Origin of the sequence: Glycocaulis albus, assembly GCF_014639075.1 — a bacterium.
Classification (GTDB): Bacteria; Pseudomonadota; Alphaproteobacteria; order Caulobacterales; family Maricaulaceae; genus Glycocaulis; species Glycocaulis albus.
In genome coordinates, this window is record NZ_BMFS01000001.1 from 210561 (window position 1) to 228490 (window position 17930).

Here is a 17930-nt window from a genome sequence, read left to right on the forward strand (position 1 = left end):
CGCCCCTTTTGCTCATATTGAGTATTTCACGGGGTGCCAGAGACGCCTTTCCAACTCAAAAATCAAGGGGGGGCGGGGAAAGTCTAGGCCGCCGGTTCCATCAGCGAGCGGCCGATGGCCAGGAAACGCTCGCGGCGCTTCCGGCGCAGGGTGGCCGGATCAAGACCTTCCAGGCTTGAGAGGTTTTCCTCCATCGCGTCTCCTACCGCCTTGATGGTGGCGTCACGGTCGCGATGAGCGCCGCCGACCGGCTCGGGGATGATCTTGTCGATGATTTTCAGCCCGATCAGGTCCTGCGCCGTGATCTTCATGGCGATCGCCGCATCGCGCGCCTTGGCACCGTCGCGCCAGAGGATCGAGGCACAGCCCTCCGGCGAAATCACCGAATAGATGGAATGCTCCAGCATCATCACCGTGTTGGCAGACGCCAGCGCCACCGCGCCGCCCGATCCGCCTTCACCGGTGATGACGGAGATTATGGGCGTGCCGAGCGTCAGGCAGCGCTCGGTGGAGCGGGCAATGGCTTCAGACTGGCCGCGTTCTTCCGCGCCAACACCGGGATAGGCGCCAGCTGTGTCCACAAAGGTCAGGACCGGCAGGCCGAACTTGTCAGCCAGATCCATCAGCCGCGCCGCCTTGCGGTAGCCTTCAGGGCGGGCCATGCCGAAATTGTGCTTCAGGCGCGTCTGGGTATCGTGGCCCTTCTCATGGCCCATGACCACCACGGCGCGGCCGCGGAACCGGCCCAGCCCGCCGACAATGGCGTGATCCTCGGAGAAACGCCGGTCGCCGGACAGCTCCTCGAAATCGGTGATAAGACCGGCCAGAAAGTCTTTCAGGTGCGGGCGCTCAGGATGGCGCGCCACCATGGTTTTCTGCCAGGGGTCGAGCTTCGCGTAGAGGTTTTTCAGCTGGGTCGCCGATTTCTGGCGCAGCTTGGCCACCTCGTCAGCCACGTCCGGCGCATCCTCGCCATTGCGTTCGGAGACCGATTGCAATTCCTCGATCTTCGCATCGAGCTCGGCAATGGGACGTTCGAAATCAAGATAGGTGCGCGTCGGGTTGGACATGGATCCCCTGATTGAAGGCTACCGGCCAAGGATCGCTGGCCGAACGGGCAAACTAGCCGCGACATCGTGTTGTCACAAGCTGGCTGTCAGCAAGGCTATTTGCGGCTCAGCGGGTGGGCATCTTCCATCAGCGAGCGCAGGCGCGCCTCGAGCACATGGGTATATATCTCGGTCGTAGAGACATCGGCATGGCCGAGCAGGGTCTGCAGGCTGCGCAAATCCGCGCCATTGGCCAGAAGATGCGTGGCAAAGGCGTGGCGCAGCACGTGCGGCGAGACACGCGCCGGGTCGAGGCCCGCTTGCACGGCAAGTCCCGAGAGCATCTGGGCGAAGCGCTCGCGGGTGAGATGGCCTCCCTTCGCAGCCGATGAGCAGAAGAGATAGCGCTCTGCCCGGGCGCGCAAGGGCGATGCCTTGCCGGGCAGGAAGTCCTCCCGGACGCGCCTGTAGGCGTCGACTGCCTCCAGTGCGGCGGGTGTGAGGGGCACGATCCTGTCCTTGCTGCCCTTGCCGGTGACAACGACATAGCGTTCGGCGCGCGAGAAGGCAGCTAGCGGCAGGGTGACGAGTTCGCTGACCCGCAATCCCCCTGCATAGAGCAGTTCCAATGCGGCGCGCAGGCGCAATCCTGCCGGCCCTTCGATCGTATCTGCGGCGTCGAACAGGCGGCCCACTTCGGCCTCGGAGAGGATTTTTGGCAGGGCGCGGGCCTGTTTTGGGCCCTTTTGCCCGGCGGTCGGGTCGTCGCCGCGCACGCCCTCCTTCAGGAGGAAGCGGTAATAGCGTTTCAGCGCGGAGAGGCGGCGCGCGGCCGTGGCGGGACTGAGGCCATCAGCGGCCAGCGACTGCATCAGGCGTTCAATGTCTGCTGGTCCGGCATTGTTCAGGGAAACGCCAAGACGGGCCAGCCGCGTGCCGGCATCATCCAGATCGTGGCGGTAGGCGGCGAGCGTGTTGGCGGCCGCGCCGCGCTCCGCGCTCAGCATGTCGAGGAAAAGCGCTATGTGCGATGCGCTCACGCGCTCTCCTCGGCCAGCGCCTCCAGTATCAGCTGCAGGGCCTCTGCCCGGTGGCCTGCCCGTTCCAGCAGGTAGCTTGCCAGTGCATAGGCCTGCGCGCTGCCATTGCTGGTCTCGATCAGGCCAGCGGCCAGCAGCAAGACTTCAGCGCGCGAATTGTTGACCAGCGACAGGGCGGCCATGGATGCAAAATCGGCTTCCCGTCCGGCTGTGCGGTCTTCAGCGGGGGCAGAAAGCAGCTGAACGCGCACCGCCTCGGGCACGGATGCGCCGAGCGCCGCCAGCCCGGCCAGCTGGGCCAGACGCTCGGGTCTGCCATCCTCTGCCCGCGCGGCCAGAATGGCGCCAAACGGGCCGGAGCCGATATCGTCGGCGGCTATGCCTATGGCCATGTCGAGTGCAACCATGACAGCCGGAGAGGGCGGCTCCCACGGGTCTCCCTCCGGCAGATTTGCAAAACCGGGTGGCGGGGAAAGCATGCCGGGCTGTCCCGGCACGTCCGTCTGCCATTCGCCATTACCGGCCGGTTGGGGCACGTCGCGCTCGGGGCCGGAGAGCAGGGCTTCCCGCCACCGCCAGGCGAGCTCCAGCTGGCCTTCAAGAGCCAGCGCCAGAACAAAGCGCGGGCCATGGGCCAGTGTCTGTTCATTGATCGGGAAGGTCTCGATCTCCATCGCGTAGGCGCGGGCCACTTCGGCAAAGCGCCCCTCGCCGACAGCGTCATCAAGGCGCGCCGCCAGCGCTTCGGCGGCGATGAGCCGGTCCATGTCCTGCTGTGCGATGGCGGCCAGGGCTGCAGCCCTGTCGGCGCCTTCCATGGCCATGGCCGCCTCAAGCGCCTCGTCCAGATACTCCGGCAAGGTGATGGCAGGGCCGGTGCGGGCAGCGGCGCGTTCCAGCCATCCCGGTGCGTCTTCGGCGACGGTGATGCGTTCTTCCGGCGCGAGCGAAATGGCAATCGCCATCTCCAGCCCTGTCGATACCGGCCGGGCCGCCGGCAGGCCGCGATCAAGGACAAGTGCGTCAAAGTACGCACCGAAATTGCCGCCGCCTTCGGACGAGCGGGCAAGATCGGCGGTCAGTTCGGCGGCCGGAAGATTTCCCGCGAGCGCGAGGCAGACCGCGCGCGCACGCAGCCAGTAAGGCTCGTCGCGTCCGCGCAGCAGACCTTCGGCGGTGCGGCAGGCGGCCTCTGTCTCACCCAGCGCAAACGCAGTTTCGGCGTGCAGACGTGACAGGGCACTGGACTGGTTCAGGCGGGGCGTGCGCTCAAGAAGCTGATAGACCTGCTCCACCCTGCCAGCGGAGAGGGCGCGGTCTGCACGCAGCGCGGCAAGGGCGAAATTGTCCCGCCCGCCCCGCGGCGGCTCGCCCGAAGCCAGAAGCACGCGCTCTGCCAGACGGGCTGCGCCGCCATGCCGCCACCCCTGGCCATCGCTGGCCGGCAGCGCTTCCAGGATGACCCGCAATGCCCCGGCATCGCTGGAGGACCAGATATTCTGCGGCAATACACTGCGCGAGCCGATCTGGAAGGGATCGACCGCGCCCAATTCCTGCACCTCAATGGTGCCGGAGGGCTGCTGCGTCATGGCCGGCGCGGTCAGCAGGGCCGCACACAGGCCGAGCGTGCTAATCACCAAGCGCATCGGTCACCTCGATACGCACTTCGCTCTGCTCCGGCGTCATGGTGTCGGCCATGACAAGCAGGATGGCGAATATGGCCCCGACGCAGATGACGCCGATGCCCACTCCAATCAGCAGTCCGCGCATGATAGGCGTCCCTCGTTGCTGGTATGCGGTTCGCGATATTCTACACTAGCGCGGACAATGCGGCGTTTTCCAGACATCGCACGCGGCGGTAGTGTCTCAGTTTGAAATTTAGCAGCGCAGTGAAGCGACTCAGCCCAAACTCTCGCATCAATAGATGCTGGAGACAAAAATGGCCGATACGCCCAACATCCCTGACGGGAACGGAACGCCTCAACGCGTTGCATATGACCTTTTGAAAAGCATTGCGGCAGCAGAGGGCAAAAACCTCCGGGTTGCCGATAGCGCTGACAAAGAGTGGATTCTCGATACGTATGCAGAGTGCCTTTGGGCTACTTCTGGTTACCGTAAACCAAAATAAAGTCGAAAATCCGCTGAGCGAGTTCCACCACATCGCCGTGATCCCTAGGCGGCGGGCTGGCGCTTTTTGTAGGCACCGCGCTTAGCCGGGCGCTTCGTGGCTTCGTTCGTGTCCACCCGGTCAAGAATGTTATCAAAGCTCCAGAGCGTATCAGAAACGCCAGCGGCCATCGCCGGGCTGACTTTCAGGCTCTTGTGAACCCGGCAAAAATTGTAATGCACGATGTAGAGCGCGAGCGCGTAGATGTGGTTATCCAGTTTCTTGCTGAAACCGTTTGTCAGCCAGGTGAACCGGCGCATGGACATTCGCATGGTGAGGTTCTGGCGCTCGACATAGGACGTTGAGACGTGCTTGCCGTCCGGGTTGCCCTCGATCCGGCTCTTGCGGATACCGACACACTCAGCCGGGCTATACCGGCCCTTGAACGCTTCCGGCGCGTCACCGTAGAGCTTCACAAGCTGGGCATAGTCCACATCGCCGCCAAACGCGCCCTCAACGGCTTCCAGATAGGCTTTGTGGCCATCGGTGGTCAGTTGAACCCGGTTGGCGAGGCGGGCGCGCAGATCGTCCATCAGCACCATGGCGGACTGGCCAGAGCGGTCACCGACATAGAAGCTCAGGATCATCTTGCTGTCAGCGTCTAGAGCCGTCCACGTCCACACATCGCCCGCACCTACCGGAGCGTTATCGGCCTTCGCCACATTCTTTTGCTTGGCGTAGCAGAACGACCAGATTTCATCGCACTGGACGCGGCTGGCAGTGACTTCGCGCACCGTCTCATCGTGAAGCTGCAGGCAAGCCTCGCCAGCGTCGATAAGCAGCTTCGTGACCGTATTGATGGACACGTCAGCCACACGGCTGATGGACCGCATGGACGATCCCTCAACCAGCATGGCGAGGATTTGGGCGCGTTTGTGGTGAGGCAGCTTGTTCATGCCCCTTTTCTAACTGAACAAATTTCAGTTAGCAAGCATTTTGTTCATTTTAAATGGTTTATGATTGCTTCGAAATCGTCTCTCATAATGTCGTGTGTCACCCAGGTGGGAAGTTTCAGCTGAGTGGCCACTATTTCCATAGTAGCGTTCCCCTCATTAAGGGCGTCGCGCAACTCTAGTCGCTTTTTCTCTGTGCAAAGAACTCCGATGGCGCGCCAATACGCTTTGCCTTCTGCAGCAAATTGCGGGCTAGTTGGCAGATTTGGGTCTCCAAATTTTTCAATTTGCATGGAGAATTTTTCTGCCGTGTTTGTCTTCTCTTCCTCCTCATCGAAGGTGTGCATTAGCTCCTTCGTGAATACGATACGCCTGTCGGTTTTCGGTATATCCCGAGCCAGTACGATGAGGATTTCGTTCTTTTCGACTGGAACGGGCGGACCTAACGGCCCTTCAATATAAAAGCCCCGCAAAACCTCCGGGTTCAGATGCCCGGTCCACTGCTCATGCACGCGACAAACATGAGTAAGATCAATAATTTGATCTCTTATCCAGCTAGTCTTCACTCGCCCGTTGGGTTGCGTCTGAACGCGTTTATACAATTCAGAATAAGCCATAAAAAAATGCGCCACCTGCAGTTACAGATGGCGCATTAAGACAAGCGAATCAGTTAAGCGTCAAGGTCGGCTTCGACGTTCAGTTTCTCTTGAGCGCCACCATTCTCCGCATCGACAAAATACCGATTGATTTCACCGGCAATATCATCCGCGCTCACGTCTCTATTTGAGCCCGGGAAAAACTTCACATTTTGAACGGCGCTATCTTCGAATAACCGCCGTTTAAGCAGTTGTACGTTAATTTGCATGGTCGGCCCTCCAACGCGCTTCTGACGCACGTTTTGCTATCTCTCTCCGCTTCGCAGCTGAGAGCCCTTCGGCCCTCGCTCGCCCGCCCGCGCTTCCGCGTTTGGCGGTTCTGGTGTCCTCCACCTCGCCCGTGGCGATCTTCGCGACCATCACCGCACACGCGTTCGTGTCGGCTGGTCTGCGCTCGCCATTTGGTCCCTTGGGCATGGTGCTCCGTGTCTCTCTGAGCGTGAAATCTTTTCACGCTCCGGTTAATAAGTAGTGCGTGTCGTGGAAAAATGCAAATTTTTTCCTTGACACCGAATCCGAACTTCGTAAGCCCGATTCGCTTGACTCTCAGCGACGTGCTGAAGGTCTAAGAACATTCTGTCAAGCCTGTGTGGCTTAATGATGGCGCTTTCCTCAGCAGTGAGGCGAATTTGCCGCGATTGCTCCATTTGTCGCATTTGCCAAGTTTTACACTCCGCGATTCTCGCGCTTTTGCCTAAGGCTTTTGCTGCTTCGTTCCATTCTCCACCACTTTTGACAGTGGTTGGATAGTTTGAAGGGAGCGTTGCTCGCTGGCTTAGCAAACGTTCGCTAAGCTTCTGGATAATCCAACGTCTAGCGAACGGCGTTCGTTCCGAACGGTTCAAATTTCAAACTGAGACACTACCCACGCGGCAATTGCTCATTATCTCTCACACGCTTATAGCGTGAAAGCATCATGGATCGTGTGCAAATCGCAAAAAGGCTCGGCCGTCCGCTGGTTCTGGTCGGCCTGATGGGGGCGGGCAAGACCAGCATAGGGCGCCGGGTGGCAGACCGTCTGGGCTGGCGCTTCCGTGATTCCGACCATGAGGTGGAGGAAGCAGCAGGGCGCAGCGTGTCCGAGATATTTGCCGATTTCGGCGAAGCGGCTTTCCGCGACGGTGAGCGCCGCGTGATTGCACGCCTCCTGGAGGAGCCGGGCCATTGCGTTATCGCGCTGGGCGGTGGCGCTTTCATCCATGACGAGACACGCGCCCTGATAAAGGACAAAGCGCTGTCAGTATGGCTGAAGGCCGATATCGACACGCTGATGGAGCGGGTCTCCCGGCGTGATACACGCCCGCTCTTGCAGACAGACGATCCACGCGCGGTTATGGAGACGCTGCTGGCCGAACGCGGACCGGTCTATGCCGAGGCCGATATTCACGTGACATCGCCCGATGCGACCCATGAGGGCGCGGTGCTGGCGATACTGGAAGCCATGGCAGAGCGCGTGGAGGCACAAGGGTGAGCGAGCTTTTCCGTATTCCCGTCAAGGCCGCCTCGCGTGCCTATGATGTGCTGGCGGGTGCCGGCGCACTGGAGGCTGCTGGCGCCAGTCTCGCCCGGCTGTGTCCGCGCGGGCGCGCGGTCATTCTGGCTGACGCGGCCGCGCTGGCGGGACATCGCGCGCGGCTGGAGAGCGTGCTGGCCGGGGCCGGTCTGACGCCTGACTTCATTCTGCTGGACGGCGGTGAGGGGGTCAAAAGCTGGGATGCGTTGCGCATCGTCATGGATGCGCTTCTGGACCGTGAGATGGCCCGCAATGAGTGCCTGATCGCTTTCGGTGGCGGCACGGTGGGCGATCTGGCCGGATTTGCCGCGTCGATCATGAAGCGCGGATGCGGCTTCATCCAGATGCCCACAACCCTGCTGGCACAGGTGGATTCCTCTGTTGGCGGCAAGACAGGTATCAATACACGCCACGGCAAGAATCTTGTCGGGAGTTTCTATCAGCCGGATCTGGTGATTGCCGATAGCGGCTTTCTGGAAAGCCTGCCCCGGCGCGAGCTGGCGGCTGGCTATGCGGAGATCGTGAAGGCCGGCCTGATAGCCGACAAACCCCTGTTTGAACGCCTGGAAGCAGGCGGAAGCGGCGATCCGCTGGCGCTCGGCCGTCTGGCAGCTTTCATCGCTGATGCGGTGCGTTTCAAGGCGCGGATCGTGGCAGAGGATGAGCGCGAAGCGGGTGTGCGCGCCCTGCTCAATCTGGGGCACACCTTCGCGCATGCCTTTGAGGCTGATGCGAGCAAGGGCGCGCTGATCCATGGCGAGGCAGTTGCCTGCGGTATCGTCATGGCGCTGAAATTTTCGGCCCGGCTCGGCCTTTGCGGGCCTGACGGGGCAGAGCGGGCTGCCGCCGTGCTGGGCAGGGCCGGACTGCCGGTTTCGATCCGTGATTTGCCGGGCGGGCCCTATGACCCAGCTTCGCTGACGGCGCGCATGGGGCAGGACAAGAAGAATGCCGGTTCGGGCATCACGCTGGTGCTGGCCCGCGGCGTGGGCGAGGCCTTCATATCGCCGGGGCATGACCCGGCACAGATCAACGCTTTCCTCGAAGGAGAGGTCTAGATGGATATCGCGTTAGAGCCGTGGATGGGTTGGGCGTTTGCCTCCATCGTCCTGCTGCTCCTCTTGTCCGCCTTCTTCTCGGGCTCCGAGACCGCGCTGACGGCCACGTCCAAGGCGCGCATGCTGGCGCTGGAAAAGGAAAAGAATGGTGCAGCGGCGCGTGTCGGCATCCTGATCGAGGACCGCGAGAGCCTGATCGGGGCGATCCTTTTGGGCAATAATCTGGTCAATATCCTTGCCTCCTCCATTGCGGCGGCGGTGTTTCTGGCCATGTTTGGCGAGGCGGGCGTGCCGATTGCCACACTCGTCATGACGGCGCTGGTGCTGGTGTTCTCCGAGGTGATGCCCAAGACCTATGCGCTGTCCAACCCGGACCGGCTGGCCATGTTCGTGTCCTTGCCGATCCGGATCGTGACGGCGGTGTTCGGGCCCGTGGTGGCGGGCGTGCAGGTGGTGGTGCGCGGCACGCTGCGCCTGATCGGTGCCGATGTCACCGGGCCGGTCCTCTCTGCCCATGAGGAGATACGCGGCCAGATCGACCTGCATCTGCAGGAAGGCGGCGTGGTCAAGCATGACCGCGACATGCTGGGCGGGGTGCTCGACCTGCGCGAACTGACCGTCGATGACGTGATGGTTCACCGCAAGAACCTGCTCATGCTGGATATCGACCAGCCGGTGGAGCAACTGGTCGAAACGGCGCTGACCAGCCCGCATACGCGTCTTCCGCTCTGGCAGGGGGAACCGGAAAACATTGTCGGCATTCTGCATGTGCGTGATCTGGCGCGCGCGCTGCACGGCGCGAGCGGCGACAGCTCCAGAATCGATATTGCCGGGCTGAAGCGCGAGCCCTGGTTTGTACCGGAGACGACCGAGCTGTTCGATCAGCTCAATGCCTTCAGGACCAAGCGCGAGCATTTCGCGCTGGTGGTCGATGAATACGGCGCGCTGATGGGCGTGGTGACGCTGGAAGATATCCTGGAAGAGATTGTCGGCGAGATCGAGGACGAGCACGATCTGGCCCCGCCAGGTGACTTCAAGCGTGAAGCCGATGGTTCTGTCATTGTGGATGGCGCGACGGGCATTCGCGAGATCAACCGTGCGCTGGACTGGGAATTGCCCGATGACGAGGCGGTGACGATTGCCGGTCTTGTCATCCACGAGGCCCAGACCATCCCGGAGCCGGGCCAGCGCTTCCGTTTCCATGATGTGCAGTTCGACATACTCGAACGCCGCCGCAACCAGATCACACGCGTGAAGCTCACCCCGCTGGGCGAGGAGGAATAGGCCTACTCCTCCTTCCCGCCCTTGATGACGGTGAAGCGCGGGCGGGCCCCAGGCGGTGACGGTACTGGCGACGGCGCTGGCGCGGGGGTGTTGCCGGACGGGTGCGGTGTCTCCGGGACATCGGACACATCGTCATTGATGTCCCGGATATTGGCTTGGCGTTCCGGGCGTTTTGAAGAAAAGCCGGAGCGCCGGGCCTTGTCCTTCGGCTTGAAGCTGGAGCGCTTCCAGGGTCTGGTTTCCTTGCCCTTGGCTTTCGCTTCCAGCTCTTTCAGCTTGGCGGCCTGCAGCTGGGATAACGGCTCATCGAGCGAGCCCTTATCCGGATCGGTAAAGGCGGAACCGAACGTGTTCAGCCGTTCCTCCACGCTGCCGAGGAACTCATCCTCCCATTCGGTGAGGAGGGCACGCGCCTCACGGGCGGCCTCGGCATCGCCATCGGCTTCGGCCTCGGCGAGCGCCCGGCGCACCCGGTCGAGGCGGCGCAGGGCTTTCTTCTTCTTGCGCTCGTCAATCTCGCGGCTCATGGCCTCGCAAGTGTATACCGATAGAGGCTCCAGGCTATCTAAAGATCGCCCAGCGCGCCGAGATAGGTTTCCAGCACCGCTTCCATTTCCATGCGTTCCTGGCGGTCCTGCTTGCGGATGCGGATGACCTGGCGGAGCACTTTCACGTCAAAGCCATTGCCCTTGGCCTCGTCATAGACCTCCTTGATGTCGGCCATGATGGCCTTCTTTTCCTCTTCGAGCCGCTCGATGCGCGCAACGATGGCGCGTAATTGCTCATCGGCCTTGGGCGTGCCGCCCTGGACAGGTGCGCTGGCGGCATCGGAAGAAGGCTGGTTGAAGGGTTCGGCCATGGGGCGTCCTCATCTGGCAAGGGGCTTGTCTCTGGCCTGATGGCTTAGGACGCGAACGCCAGCCGGGCAATGCCACTATGTGCCTAATCCACACCTGCCGCGCGTGTCCGTACGGCGCGGATCGCCTCGGCCACCTGGTCTGCATGGGCAAAATGGGGATTGTGGCCAGCCCCTTCGATCAGGATCAGTTCGGCATTGGGCATGGTTTCGGCCACCGGCACGGAATGCCGGTTGGTCGCCACTACGCTGTCTTCAGTGCCTGCCAGAATGATCGTGGGCTGCGTGATCTCGCCATAACGCCCTTCCTGGGCTTCCAGATGCGCGTTGACATTGGCCATGTCTGCAGCATTGGCCTTCCACACGCGCGCCTCCAGCAGGAGGGCGAGGGCGGTCTCTTCCACATAGCCCTCAGGCACGGGTTCGGGCGCAAAGGCGCTGGCGGCGCCCGATTCCAGCTGGGCCCGGCCATAGGTCGGCACGATGAGCCGCGTGATCACCGGGCCTATGAACGGCCAGTGGGTGGCCCGGTTGTAAAGCGCGGCCTCGCCCACATTGGCCCGGATGGCGGGGGCGATCAGCACAATGCCTGACACGGCTTGCGGATGATCCATGGCCAGACGCAGCGATATGGCTGAGCCCCAGGAGTGGCCGGTCACGATGACCGGGCCGGCTTCCACGGCGCCCAGAAATTGCGCGATCAGGGCGGCCTCGGCTTGCGGGTTCCAGCGGCCGGATGGGCGCTGCGAGTGGCCAAGGCCCGGCCGGTCCAGCCAGATCACGCGCTGGTCTGACAGTGCGTCTCCAAGCCCCATGAGCGGTTCGCGCAGATTTGCCGATGCGCCGTGCAGCACCAGTACGGGCGGCGCGTCTGCCGGTCCGGTCACGTGATAGTGCAGGCGTGTGCCCTCAATCTCGATGAACTGGCCAATGGGTGAAAGCGGATCATCGCCAACAGGCATGGCACGGCCTCCGGCACAGGCGGTGAGCGTCAGAAAACACGCGGTGAGAAAGGTCAGATTAAAGCGCACGGCCTGCCAGCTGGTTTTCAAGGCGTGCGCGAGCCTGACGGGCTTGCGGATGCCAGGGATGGACACGTAATGCCTCTTCATACGCAAGCAGGGCCGCTGCTGGTTCACTTGCCTGTTCGAGTGTGCGCCCCAGCAGCGCGTAGGCATCGAACCGCCGCGGTTCCAAGCTGACAGCCTGCGTTAGCGCATCAAGCGCGAAATCCCAGTCGCCGCCCGCCATGGCGAGCCGGGCCGATGCCACCCAGCCCTCGGCGAAATCGGGCTCCAGAATGCGCATGTGGGCGTAGGCGCGCTCGGCCGCCGCGGTGTCACGCTCGGCGATGGCCTGCTCTGCCCGGTCCAGCAATAGCGAGGCGGTGGCTCCGCCCGACTGGCGCCAGATAGAGCGCACCTCATCGGCGATCGCTTCGCCTTCGCTTTCCGACGAGGCTGCGGCGAGCGCAGCCAGCCGCTCATCCAGGCGCTCTTCCAGTGTCATGGACGTGCGGGTGTCGTCCTGCCCTTCCGGGGTCAGGGTAATTCCGGGCGGCACCGCGGCGAGCGCCAGAACCAGCGAGGCGAGGAACGCAATCATGCACGCAAGGATAGCGGCGTGATGCGGCGCGGCAAGCCGGTGGTCTCAGCGTCAGGCCCGAAACCTTTATGAGTACAGGCCCTAGTGAAGCTGTTCCATGAGTACAGCGCCGCGCCATTCGGCGGGCCGGACCAGCCCTGCATGGGCAATGCGCACCGAGTGTATGACGGCTTCTATTTCGCGCCGCCAATGGTCGAGAAACTGTTTCAGGCGCGGAAAATCCGGGGCGATGTCCTGCGTCTGCCAGCTGAAGCTCTGCAGCAGGCTCGGAAAATCCGGGCGGTAGTAGAGGATTTCCGCCGTCGTCAGGCGCGCGCCCCTCAATTGCGCGGCAAAGTCTGTCTCGCTCATGGCCCTCTCCATAACCGACAGGGGAAAGCTTGACGAAAGCCACCCTGTCAGGCAAGAGCCTGCACACAAAATCCTGAATGATTTCTGTATGTTGTTAGCAGCCAGATGGTCTGTGTGCTAACAGCTAGCCGCCCGTGCGGCGCGCCTCATTGATGCGGCCGCGCAGGACCAGCGCCTCGACATTCTCGCCATCGCGCGCCAGTGCCTCGCCAAGGTCTGCGGCGGCGGCGTCCAGATTGCCCTGCTCGAGGTGTGCCTGCGCCCGGATCTGCCAGCCACGCACCAGCGCCGGATCAAGCCTTATGGCATCGCTGGCCGCCTGCTCGGCCATGTCCCAGTTTTCCTGCAAGACGGCCGCCTCGGCCACCCCTAGTGCCAGGCCCGCATCATCGGGTCCGAAATCGCGGCCCCGGCTGAAGGCGCGCCCGGCATTGGCCGGTTCACCGGCAGCCAGCCAGGCATCCCCTGCCTGACCGAACATGATGGCGCGCGTGGCGTCGGTGGCGACGACGGCGCCTTCGGCTGTGCTTTCAAGCCGGCGCGCAGCAATGCCGTATTGCTCCAGCGCGACCTGCGACAGGGCGATGCAGTGCATGGCAGGCCAGCTGCCGCCTTGCGCACGCCAAGCGAGGCCTTCCTCGTAGGCGGCCTCCGGGTTTTCATTGATCAGGTTCAGGCAGGCCTCGTACTGGACCTGTTCGAAACTGGCCCCGGCCTCCTGCGCCAGTGCCGGTCCGGCGAGCCCCGAAAGCAGCGCAGTGGCGCTCAAAATCCCGCAAATGCTGCGCATCGGCCTATATCCCGTCCCTCTTGAACTGGCAGGCACGCTAACGTGTCAGACCCGCCATGGTCTATGGGTGATACCATGAATGTGCTCTTCCTGGGCTTTGGCTATGTCGCGCGTGCAACAGCGCGCGCACTGGCCGGGCGCGCCAAAATGACAGCCACCACGCGCGATGCTGCCAAGGCGGACAGCCTTGTGGCGCAGGGCATCACACCTGTTTTCATGCGCGATAATGCTTGCGCGCTGGAGGATGCCGTGCGCGCTGCCAGCCATGTTGTGGCCAGTGCGCCGCCGGGCGGGGATGGTGATCCGTTCCTGCCCCTGATTGATCCTGACCTCGTGAAAACCCGCTGGACCGGCTATCTCTCCACCACCGGCGTCTATGGTGACCGGGGCGGGGGCTGGGCCTTTGAATGGGATCGTCTCGATCCGGTCGAGCCGCGCTCGGTCCGCCGGGCACAGGCCGAAGCCCGCTGGCAGGCCGCGGGCGCCAGGGTGTTCCGGCTGGCGGGCATTTACGGCCCCGGCCAGAGCGCGTTTGACAAGCTGCGCGAGGGGCGTGCGCGCCGCATCATCAAGCCAGACCAGGTGTTCAGCCGCATCCATGTGGATGATATCGCTTCGGCCCTGTTGCTGGCGATGGCGCGGCCGGAGGCAGGCGGCGTGTTCAACCTCGCCGACGACTTGCCCTGTGCGCAATCGGATGTGGTGCTGGCGGCAGCGCGCCTTCTGGGCATGGAGCCGCCGATGGAAGAAGCCTTCGATCCGGGTGCGATGAGCCCGATGCAGGCGAGCTTCTATTCGGCAAACCGGCGGGTTTCCAATGCCAGGGCCAAGCAGGTCTTAAGCTGGCGGCCCGCCTTCCCCACGTATCGCGAAGGGCTGGCGGCGATTTACGAGGCTGAAAACGCGTCCACCGCGCCCGCCCCGTAAAATCCGCGCGCGCGCAGGGCCATCAGATCGGCGAGCTCCACCCCGCCGAGCGCGAGAACGGGCGTTTTCACCTGCCGCGCCATACTGGAGGCCCGGATGAGCCCCAGCGGCGCGCCTGCGCTGGCGCTATTGGAGGTAAAGACGGGCGACAGGAACACGCCATCGGCAAGGCTGGCCGCGCGGCGAAGCGCAGCAGGGCTGTGGGCCGAGGCCGTAACCAGAAGATGCGGCGCTTTCAGCCGCCAGCGGCGTATCTGTTGCACCTGACGCTCCGGCCAGTGGACACCGTGCGCTCCGGCTGTCAGGGCCAGCACCGGATCGGCAGCGATGAACAGAAGAAGGCCCTGTCTGCGGGCCAGCCGGGCCAGCGGGACGGCGAGGCATTTAAGGTCATCGCGCCCGAAATGGCGCAAAATCATTCCGGTGCCTGCGGGCAGGGAGGCGGCCAGGGCGAGCGGATCGGGCGTGCGTGCCGGGTCGGTAAGGGCGAACAGGCGGGGCAATGCGGCAGCGCGGCGGCTTGCCAGCGTGCGCGTTGGCGCATAGTTGAGGCCCGTCATGACACACACTCCAGCAGATTCCCGCACGATCGCAGAGCGCCGCAGCGCCATCCTTGAGGAATTGGCCGCCGCCGCCAAGGCTGGCGGGCGCGCGAGCGCAGATGTGACGCTGGTTGCCGTTTCGAAAAAGCAGAGCGAGGCCCGCATCGAGGATGCCCTTGCCGCCGGCCAGCGCGTGTTTGGCGAAAACCGGGTGCAGGAGGCGCAGGCGCGCTGGCAGCAGCGGCGCGAACATTATCCTGATCTGGAGCTGCGTCTTGTCGGCCCGCTGCAGACCAACAAGGCCGAGCATGCGGTCGCCCTCTTTGACGTGATCGAGACGCTGGACCGCGAAAAGCTCGCCCGCGCAATCCTCAAAGCCATGGACAAGACCGGCCGCTCCCCGCGCCTCTATGTGCAGGTCAATACTGGCGAGGAGGCGCAAAAGGCCGGCATCGCGCCCAAGGACGTGCCCGCCTTCGTGGCGGAGATGCGCGCCCTGATGCCACAAGGCATTGAAGGCCTGATGTGCATTCCCCCGGTGGAGGAACCGGCCAGTCTGCACTTTGCCCTGCTCGGCAAACTCGCAAAGGCGGCGGGCGTTGAAAAACTCTCCATGGGCATGAGTGCGGACTACGCCCTTGCCGCCCGCCTCGGCGCGACGTCGGTGCGCGTCGGCTCGGCCCTGTTCGGGGAGCGGGAAGGGTAGGGGGTTTTGACCTCCGCACCCTCTCCTTTCGTCATTCCGGAAGGCCCGTCAGGGACTATCCGGAACCCAGGCTTTTTGAAAAAGGGCTGGTCCCCGGCTCGGGGGCCGGGGACCCGGTGTCTATCACCGCGCCTCTCAACCGGGTTCCCGGGCTTGACCCGGGATCCATTCTTTTTGTTCTTCCGGATATCAGACCCTTATCCCCCACCCTTCGTTTCCCCGACGAAAGTCGGGGTCCAGAAAAGTGGACTGGGCACTGGCTTACGCCGGTGAAACGCGACAAGAGGGAGTTGGAGCCTGTCACTCCTTCTCCACATACACCTCACCGCCCAGCTCCTTGAACTTCTCGCTCATCTCCGCCATGCCCTGTTCGGCCTCTGCCTCGTTTGGCGCGCGCGCCGTGCCGAACTGGTCGCGAATGTCCTGCGTGATCTTCATAGAGCAGAATTTCGGCCCGCACATGGAGCAGAAATGCGCCACTTTGTGGGCCTCTTTCGGCAGGGTCTGGTCGTGGAAATCGCGCGCGGTATCGGGATCGAGCGAGAGGTTGAACTGGTCCTCCCAGCGGAACTCGAAGCGGGCGCGGCTCAGCGCATCATCGCGCAGCTTGGCCGCCGGGTGGCCCTTGGCGAGATCGGCCGCGTGGGCGGCAATCTTGTAGGTGATGACGCCGGTTTTCACATCGTCGCGGTCGGGCAGGCCCAGATGCTCCTTCGGCGTGACATAGCAGAGCATGGCGCAGCCGAACCAGCCGATCATCGCCGCGCCGATGCCGGACGTGATGTGGTCATAGCCGGGCGCGATATCGGTGGTGAGCGGGCCCAGCGTGTAGAAGGGTGCCTCGCCGCACGCCTCCAGCTGCTTTTCCATATTCACCTTGATCTTGTGCATGGGCACATGGCCCGGCCCCTCGATCATCACCTGACAGCCGCGTTCCCAGGCGATTTTGGTCAGCTCGCCCAGCGTTTCCAGCTCGGCAAACTGGGCGCGGTCATTGGCATCCGCGATGGAGCCGGGGCGCAGGCCGTCACCCAGCGAGAAGGAGACGTCATAGGCGCGCATGATCTCGCAGATTTCGTCAAAGCGCTCATAGAGGAAGCTCTCCTTGTGGTGGGAGAGGCACCATTTGGCCATGATGGAGCCGCCGCGCGAGACGATGCCGGTCACGCGGTTCGCGGTCAGCGGCACATAGGGCAGGCGCACGCCGGCATGGATGGTGAAATAATCCACCCCCTGCTCGGCCTGCTCGATCAGCGTGTCGGCGAAGATGTCGAAGGTCAGGTCCTCGGCGATGCCGCCCACCTTCTCCAGCGCCTGATAGATCGGCACCGTGCCGATGGGGACAGGTGAATTGCGCAAGATCCATTCGCGCGTGTTGTGGATGTTCTTCCCCGTAGAGAGGTCCATCACCGTGTCCGCGCCCCAGCGGATCGCCCAGACCATCTTGTCGACCTCTTCCTCCACTGAGGAAGCGACGGCCGAATTGCCGATATTGGCGTTGATCTTCACCAGGAAGTTCCGCCCGATCACCATGGGCTCCAGCTCGCCATGGTTGATGTTCGCCGGCAGAATAGCCCGGCCGCGCGCGATCTCGCTGCGTACAAATTCCGGCGTCACGAACTGGGGCACTTCCGCGCCGAAGCTTTCGCCATCTGCATGGCGTTCAGCGGCACCGGGCAGGGCGCGGGCGCGGCCCAGATTTTCGCGCTCGGCGGCGTAGATCATCTCCTCGGTGATGATGCCGGCCCGCGCAAACTCCATCTGCGTGACGGGGCCTGTGCCGGCGCCGCGAAGGGGCGTGTGACGCACCGGGAAGGCGCGCGCGAGATATTTGCCGGTGGCTCCGCCATTGTCGAGCGGGGAGAGCGGGCGGCCTTCATATTCCTCCACATGCCCCCTTGCCTTCACCCACGCGGTGCGAGTGCGAGGCAGGCCCTTTTCGACATCGATGGTTGCCGCAGGATCGGTATAGGGGCCGGAGCAGTCATAGACGCGCACCGGCGGCTCCATCGCGGTGGGGTGCAACTCCACCTCGCGATGCGGGACGTTGAGGTGCGGCGCGGCCTCGGGGCGCGAATACACCCGGCGCGAACCGGCCAGCGGCCCTGTGGTGACTTTGGGGGTGGGAAATTCGGACTGACTGACGGGCTTGTTCATGGCGGTCTCCTCGCGCATTGCAGGCCATCGCGGGCGGAGAGAGGCCGGTTGCCGGGCGCCGGTCGCGCGCCCTTCAGAGCCGTTCCATCCCGACGCCGGCATGACCCGGATCCGGTCCTGAGGGTGCTGTCTCAGCCCCGTACAAACACGGGACGCCCCTTGGAACTATTGCTGCGCACCATGAGGGAATCGCGGTTCCGGCGCAAGGGGAAGGGGAGCAGTACCCATTTTCTCAAGCGTCATGCCCGCGCAGGCGGGCATCCAGAGATCGTCGGGCGAAGACAGTGCCAAGCGGCTCTGGGTTCCCGCCTGCGCGGGAACGACGACCGGGAGGGC

At 63.4% G+C, this 17930-nt stretch carries 21 protein-coding genes and 1 riboswitch; of the genes, 6 read left to right on the plus strand and 15 right to left on the minus strand.

The window, feature by feature from the left end; translation table 11 throughout:
- Positions 1-83 precede the first annotated feature (83 nt).
- From IEV75_RS01110 to IEV75_RS01125, 4 genes are all read right to left on the minus strand, one after another.
- Positions 84-1070 carry an acetyl-CoA carboxylase carboxyltransferase subunit alpha gene (locus IEV75_RS01110; protein ID WP_188450702.1) on the minus strand — a complete coding sequence of 329 codons (987 nt, stop codon included), beginning with the start codon at positions 1068-1070 and terminating at the stop codon, positions 84-86.
- Between the two features lie 95 nt (positions 1071-1165).
- Positions 1166-2089, minus strand: coding sequence for a site-specific tyrosine recombinase XerD (locus IEV75_RS01115; RefSeq protein WP_188450703.1), 924 nt, complete (start codon positions 2087-2089; stop codon positions 1166-1168).
- Positions 2086-3735, minus strand: a complete 1650-nt coding sequence (locus IEV75_RS01120; protein WP_188450704.1) for a hypothetical protein — start codon at positions 3733-3735, stop codon at positions 2086-2088. Before IEV75_RS01120 ends, IEV75_RS01115 begins: the two co-directional genes overlap by 4 nt.
- Entirely contained in the window at positions 3719-3859 is a 141-nt protein-coding gene (locus IEV75_RS01125; protein ID WP_188450705.1) for a hypothetical protein, read from the minus strand. Before IEV75_RS01125 ends, IEV75_RS01120 begins: the two co-directional genes overlap by 17 nt.
- 169 nt (positions 3860-4028) lie before the next feature.
- On the opposite strand from IEV75_RS01125, the gene IEV75_RS01130 reads away from it, so the two are divergent.
- Positions 4029-4217, plus strand: coding sequence for a hypothetical protein (locus IEV75_RS01130; RefSeq protein ID WP_188450706.1), 189 nt, complete (start codon positions 4029-4031; stop codon positions 4215-4217).
- A gap of 44 nt (positions 4218-4261) precedes the next feature.
- Here the strand turns inward: IEV75_RS01130 and IEV75_RS01135 are convergent, their stop codons facing one another.
- The 3 genes from IEV75_RS01135 to IEV75_RS01145 are packed head-to-tail and all read right to left on the minus strand — an operon-like array spanning position 4262 to position 6014.
- A complete protein-coding gene (locus IEV75_RS01135) occupies positions 4262-5152 on the minus strand; it encodes an IS1 family transposase (RefSeq protein WP_188450707.1) in 891 nt (296 codons plus the stop codon).
- Between the two features lie 44 nt (positions 5153-5196).
- The gene (locus IEV75_RS01140) at positions 5197-5766 is read right to left on the minus strand and encodes a hypothetical protein (protein ID WP_188450708.1); all 570 of its coding nucleotides are present in this window, start codon (positions 5764-5766) and stop codon (positions 5197-5199) included.
- Positions 5767-5819: 53 nt separating this feature from the next.
- On the minus strand, positions 5820-6014 hold the full coding sequence (locus IEV75_RS01145; RefSeq protein ID WP_188450709.1) for a hypothetical protein: 195 nt from the start codon (positions 6012-6014) through the stop codon (positions 5820-5822).
- 707 nt (positions 6015-6721) lie between these two features.
- On the opposite strand from IEV75_RS01145, the gene IEV75_RS01150 reads away from it, so the two are divergent.
- Genes IEV75_RS01150 through IEV75_RS01160 form a run of 3 tightly spaced genes read left to right on the plus strand, consistent with a single transcriptional unit; the run spans position 6722 to position 9660 of the window.
- Positions 6722-7276, plus strand: a complete 555-nt coding sequence (locus tag IEV75_RS01150; protein ID WP_188450710.1) for a shikimate kinase — start codon at positions 6722-6724, stop codon at positions 7274-7276.
- Positions 7273-8376, plus strand: a complete 1104-nt coding sequence (gene aroB / locus IEV75_RS01155) for a 3-dehydroquinate synthase (protein ID WP_188450711.1) — start codon at positions 7273-7275, stop codon at positions 8374-8376. The genes IEV75_RS01150 and aroB overlap by 4 nt, the downstream gene beginning before the upstream one ends.
- On the plus strand, positions 8377-9660 hold the full coding sequence (locus tag IEV75_RS01160; protein ID WP_188450712.1) for an HlyC/CorC family transporter: 1284 nt from the start codon (positions 8377-8379) through the stop codon (positions 9658-9660). It abuts the gene before it with no gap.
- A gap of 2 nt (positions 9661-9662) precedes the next feature.
- Here IEV75_RS01160 and IEV75_RS01165 read toward each other — a convergent pair whose 3' ends face one another.
- The 6 genes from IEV75_RS01165 to IEV75_RS01190 form a co-directional block, all read right to left on the minus strand.
- Positions 9663-10187, minus strand: a complete 525-nt coding sequence (locus IEV75_RS01165; protein ID WP_188450713.1) for a hypothetical protein — start codon at positions 10185-10187, stop codon at positions 9663-9665.
- Between the two features lie 38 nt (positions 10188-10225).
- A complete protein-coding gene (locus IEV75_RS01170; protein WP_188450714.1) occupies positions 10226-10519 on the minus strand; it encodes a DUF2312 domain-containing protein in 294 nt (97 codons plus the stop codon).
- A gap of 83 nt (positions 10520-10602) precedes the next feature.
- Positions 10603-11613 carry an alpha/beta fold hydrolase gene (locus IEV75_RS01175; protein ID WP_233351706.1) on the minus strand — a complete coding sequence of 337 codons (1011 nt, stop codon included), beginning with the start codon at positions 11611-11613 and terminating at the stop codon, positions 10603-10605.
- Positions 11537-12121, minus strand: coding sequence for a tetratricopeptide repeat protein (locus IEV75_RS01180; protein ID WP_188450715.1), 585 nt, complete (start codon positions 12119-12121; stop codon positions 11537-11539). The genes IEV75_RS01175 and IEV75_RS01180 overlap by 77 nt, the downstream gene beginning before the upstream one ends.
- Positions 12122-12202: 81 nt before the next feature.
- The gene (locus IEV75_RS01185; RefSeq protein WP_188450716.1) at positions 12203-12472 is read right to left on the minus strand and encodes an usg protein; all 270 of its coding nucleotides are present in this window, start codon (positions 12470-12472) and stop codon (positions 12203-12205) included.
- Positions 12473-12596: 124 nt separating this feature from the next.
- Positions 12597-13262 carry a tetratricopeptide repeat protein gene (locus IEV75_RS01190; protein ID WP_188450717.1) on the minus strand — a complete coding sequence of 222 codons (666 nt, stop codon included), beginning with the start codon at positions 13260-13262 and terminating at the stop codon, positions 12597-12599.
- Positions 13263-13337: 75 nt separating this feature from the next.
- Here IEV75_RS01190 and IEV75_RS01195 point away from each other — a divergent pair, with 75 nt between their 5' ends.
- A complete protein-coding gene (locus tag IEV75_RS01195; protein ID WP_188450718.1) occupies positions 13338-14189 on the plus strand; it encodes a Rossmann-fold NAD(P)-binding domain-containing protein in 852 nt (283 codons plus the stop codon).
- Here IEV75_RS01195 and IEV75_RS01200 read toward each other — a convergent pair.
- Positions 14150-14749 carry a thiamine phosphate synthase gene (locus tag IEV75_RS01200; protein WP_188450719.1) on the minus strand — a complete coding sequence of 200 codons (600 nt, stop codon included), beginning with the start codon at positions 14747-14749 and terminating at the stop codon, positions 14150-14152. The genes IEV75_RS01195 and IEV75_RS01200 overlap by 40 nt on opposite strands.
- Here IEV75_RS01200 and IEV75_RS01205 point away from each other — a divergent pair.
- Positions 14748-15437, plus strand: coding sequence for a YggS family pyridoxal phosphate-dependent enzyme (locus IEV75_RS01205; protein WP_188450720.1), 690 nt, complete (start codon positions 14748-14750; stop codon positions 15435-15437). The genes IEV75_RS01200 and IEV75_RS01205 overlap by 2 nt on opposite strands.
- Before the next feature lie 300 nt (positions 15438-15737).
- Here the strand turns inward: IEV75_RS01205 and thiC are convergent, their stop codons facing one another.
- Positions 15738-17594 carry a phosphomethylpyrimidine synthase ThiC gene (gene thiC, locus IEV75_RS01210; protein WP_188450721.1) on the minus strand — a complete coding sequence of 619 codons (1857 nt, stop codon included), beginning with the start codon at positions 17592-17594 and terminating at the stop codon, positions 15738-15740.
- Positions 17595-17664: 70 nt separating this feature from the next.
- Positions 17665-17764, minus strand: a riboswitch (TPP riboswitch).
- Between the last annotated feature and the right edge of the window lie 166 nt (positions 17765-17930).

Coding starts and splice junctions, on each gene's coding strand:
- IEV75_RS01195 (WP_188450718.1), top strand. CDS start 13,338: ATGAATGTGCTCTTCCTGGGCTTTGGCTATGTCGCGCGTGCAACAGCG.
- IEV75_RS01180 (WP_188450715.1), bottom strand. CDS start 12,121: ATGATTGCGTTCCTCGCCTCGCTGGTTCTGGCGCTCGCCGCGGTGCCG.
- IEV75_RS01120 (WP_188450704.1), bottom strand. CDS start 3,735: ATGCGCTTGGTGATTAGCACGCTCGGCCTGTGTGCGGCCCTGCTGACC.
- IEV75_RS01135 (WP_188450707.1), bottom strand. CDS start 5,152: ATGAACAAGCTGCCTCACCACAAACGCGCCCAAATCCTCGCCATGCTG.
- IEV75_RS01130 (WP_188450706.1), top strand. CDS start 4,029: ATGGCCGATACGCCCAACATCCCTGACGGGAACGGAACGCCTCAACGC.
- IEV75_RS01150 (WP_188450710.1), top strand. CDS start 6,722: ATGGATCGTGTGCAAATCGCAAAAAGGCTCGGCCGTCCGCTGGTTCTG.
- IEV75_RS01160 (WP_188450712.1), top strand. CDS start 8,377: ATGGATATCGCGTTAGAGCCGTGGATGGGTTGGGCGTTTGCCTCCATC.
- IEV75_RS01145 (WP_188450709.1), bottom strand. CDS start 6,014: ATGCAAATTAACGTACAACTGCTTAAACGGCGGTTATTCGAAGATAGC.
- thiC (WP_188450721.1), bottom strand. CDS start 17,594: ATGAACAAGCCCGTCAGTCAGTCCGAATTTCCCACCCCCAAAGTCACC.
- IEV75_RS01205 (WP_188450720.1), top strand. CDS start 14,748: ATGACACACACTCCAGCAGATTCCCGCACGATCGCAGAGCGCCGCAGC.
- IEV75_RS01200 (WP_188450719.1), bottom strand. CDS start 14,749: ATGACGGGCCTCAACTATGCGCCAACGCGCACGCTGGCAAGCCGCCGC.
- IEV75_RS01190 (WP_188450717.1), bottom strand. CDS start 13,262: ATGCGCAGCATTTGCGGGATTTTGAGCGCCACTGCGCTGCTTTCGGGG.
- IEV75_RS01125 (WP_188450705.1), bottom strand. CDS start 3,859: ATGCGCGGACTGCTGATTGGAGTGGGCATCGGCGTCATCTGCGTCGGG.
- IEV75_RS01165 (WP_188450713.1), bottom strand. CDS start 10,187: ATGAGCCGCGAGATTGACGAGCGCAAGAAGAAGAAAGCCCTGCGCCGC.
- IEV75_RS01140 (WP_188450708.1), bottom strand. CDS start 5,766: ATGGCTTATTCTGAATTGTATAAACGCGTTCAGACGCAACCCAACGGG.
- IEV75_RS01170 (WP_188450714.1), bottom strand. CDS start 10,519: ATGGCCGAACCCTTCAACCAGCCTTCTTCCGATGCCGCCAGCGCACCT.
- IEV75_RS01110 (WP_188450702.1), bottom strand. CDS start 1,070: ATGTCCAACCCGACGCGCACCTATCTTGATTTCGAACGTCCCATTGCC.
- IEV75_RS01185 (WP_188450716.1), bottom strand. CDS start 12,472: ATGAGCGAGACAGACTTTGCCGCGCAATTGAGGGGCGCGCGCCTGACG.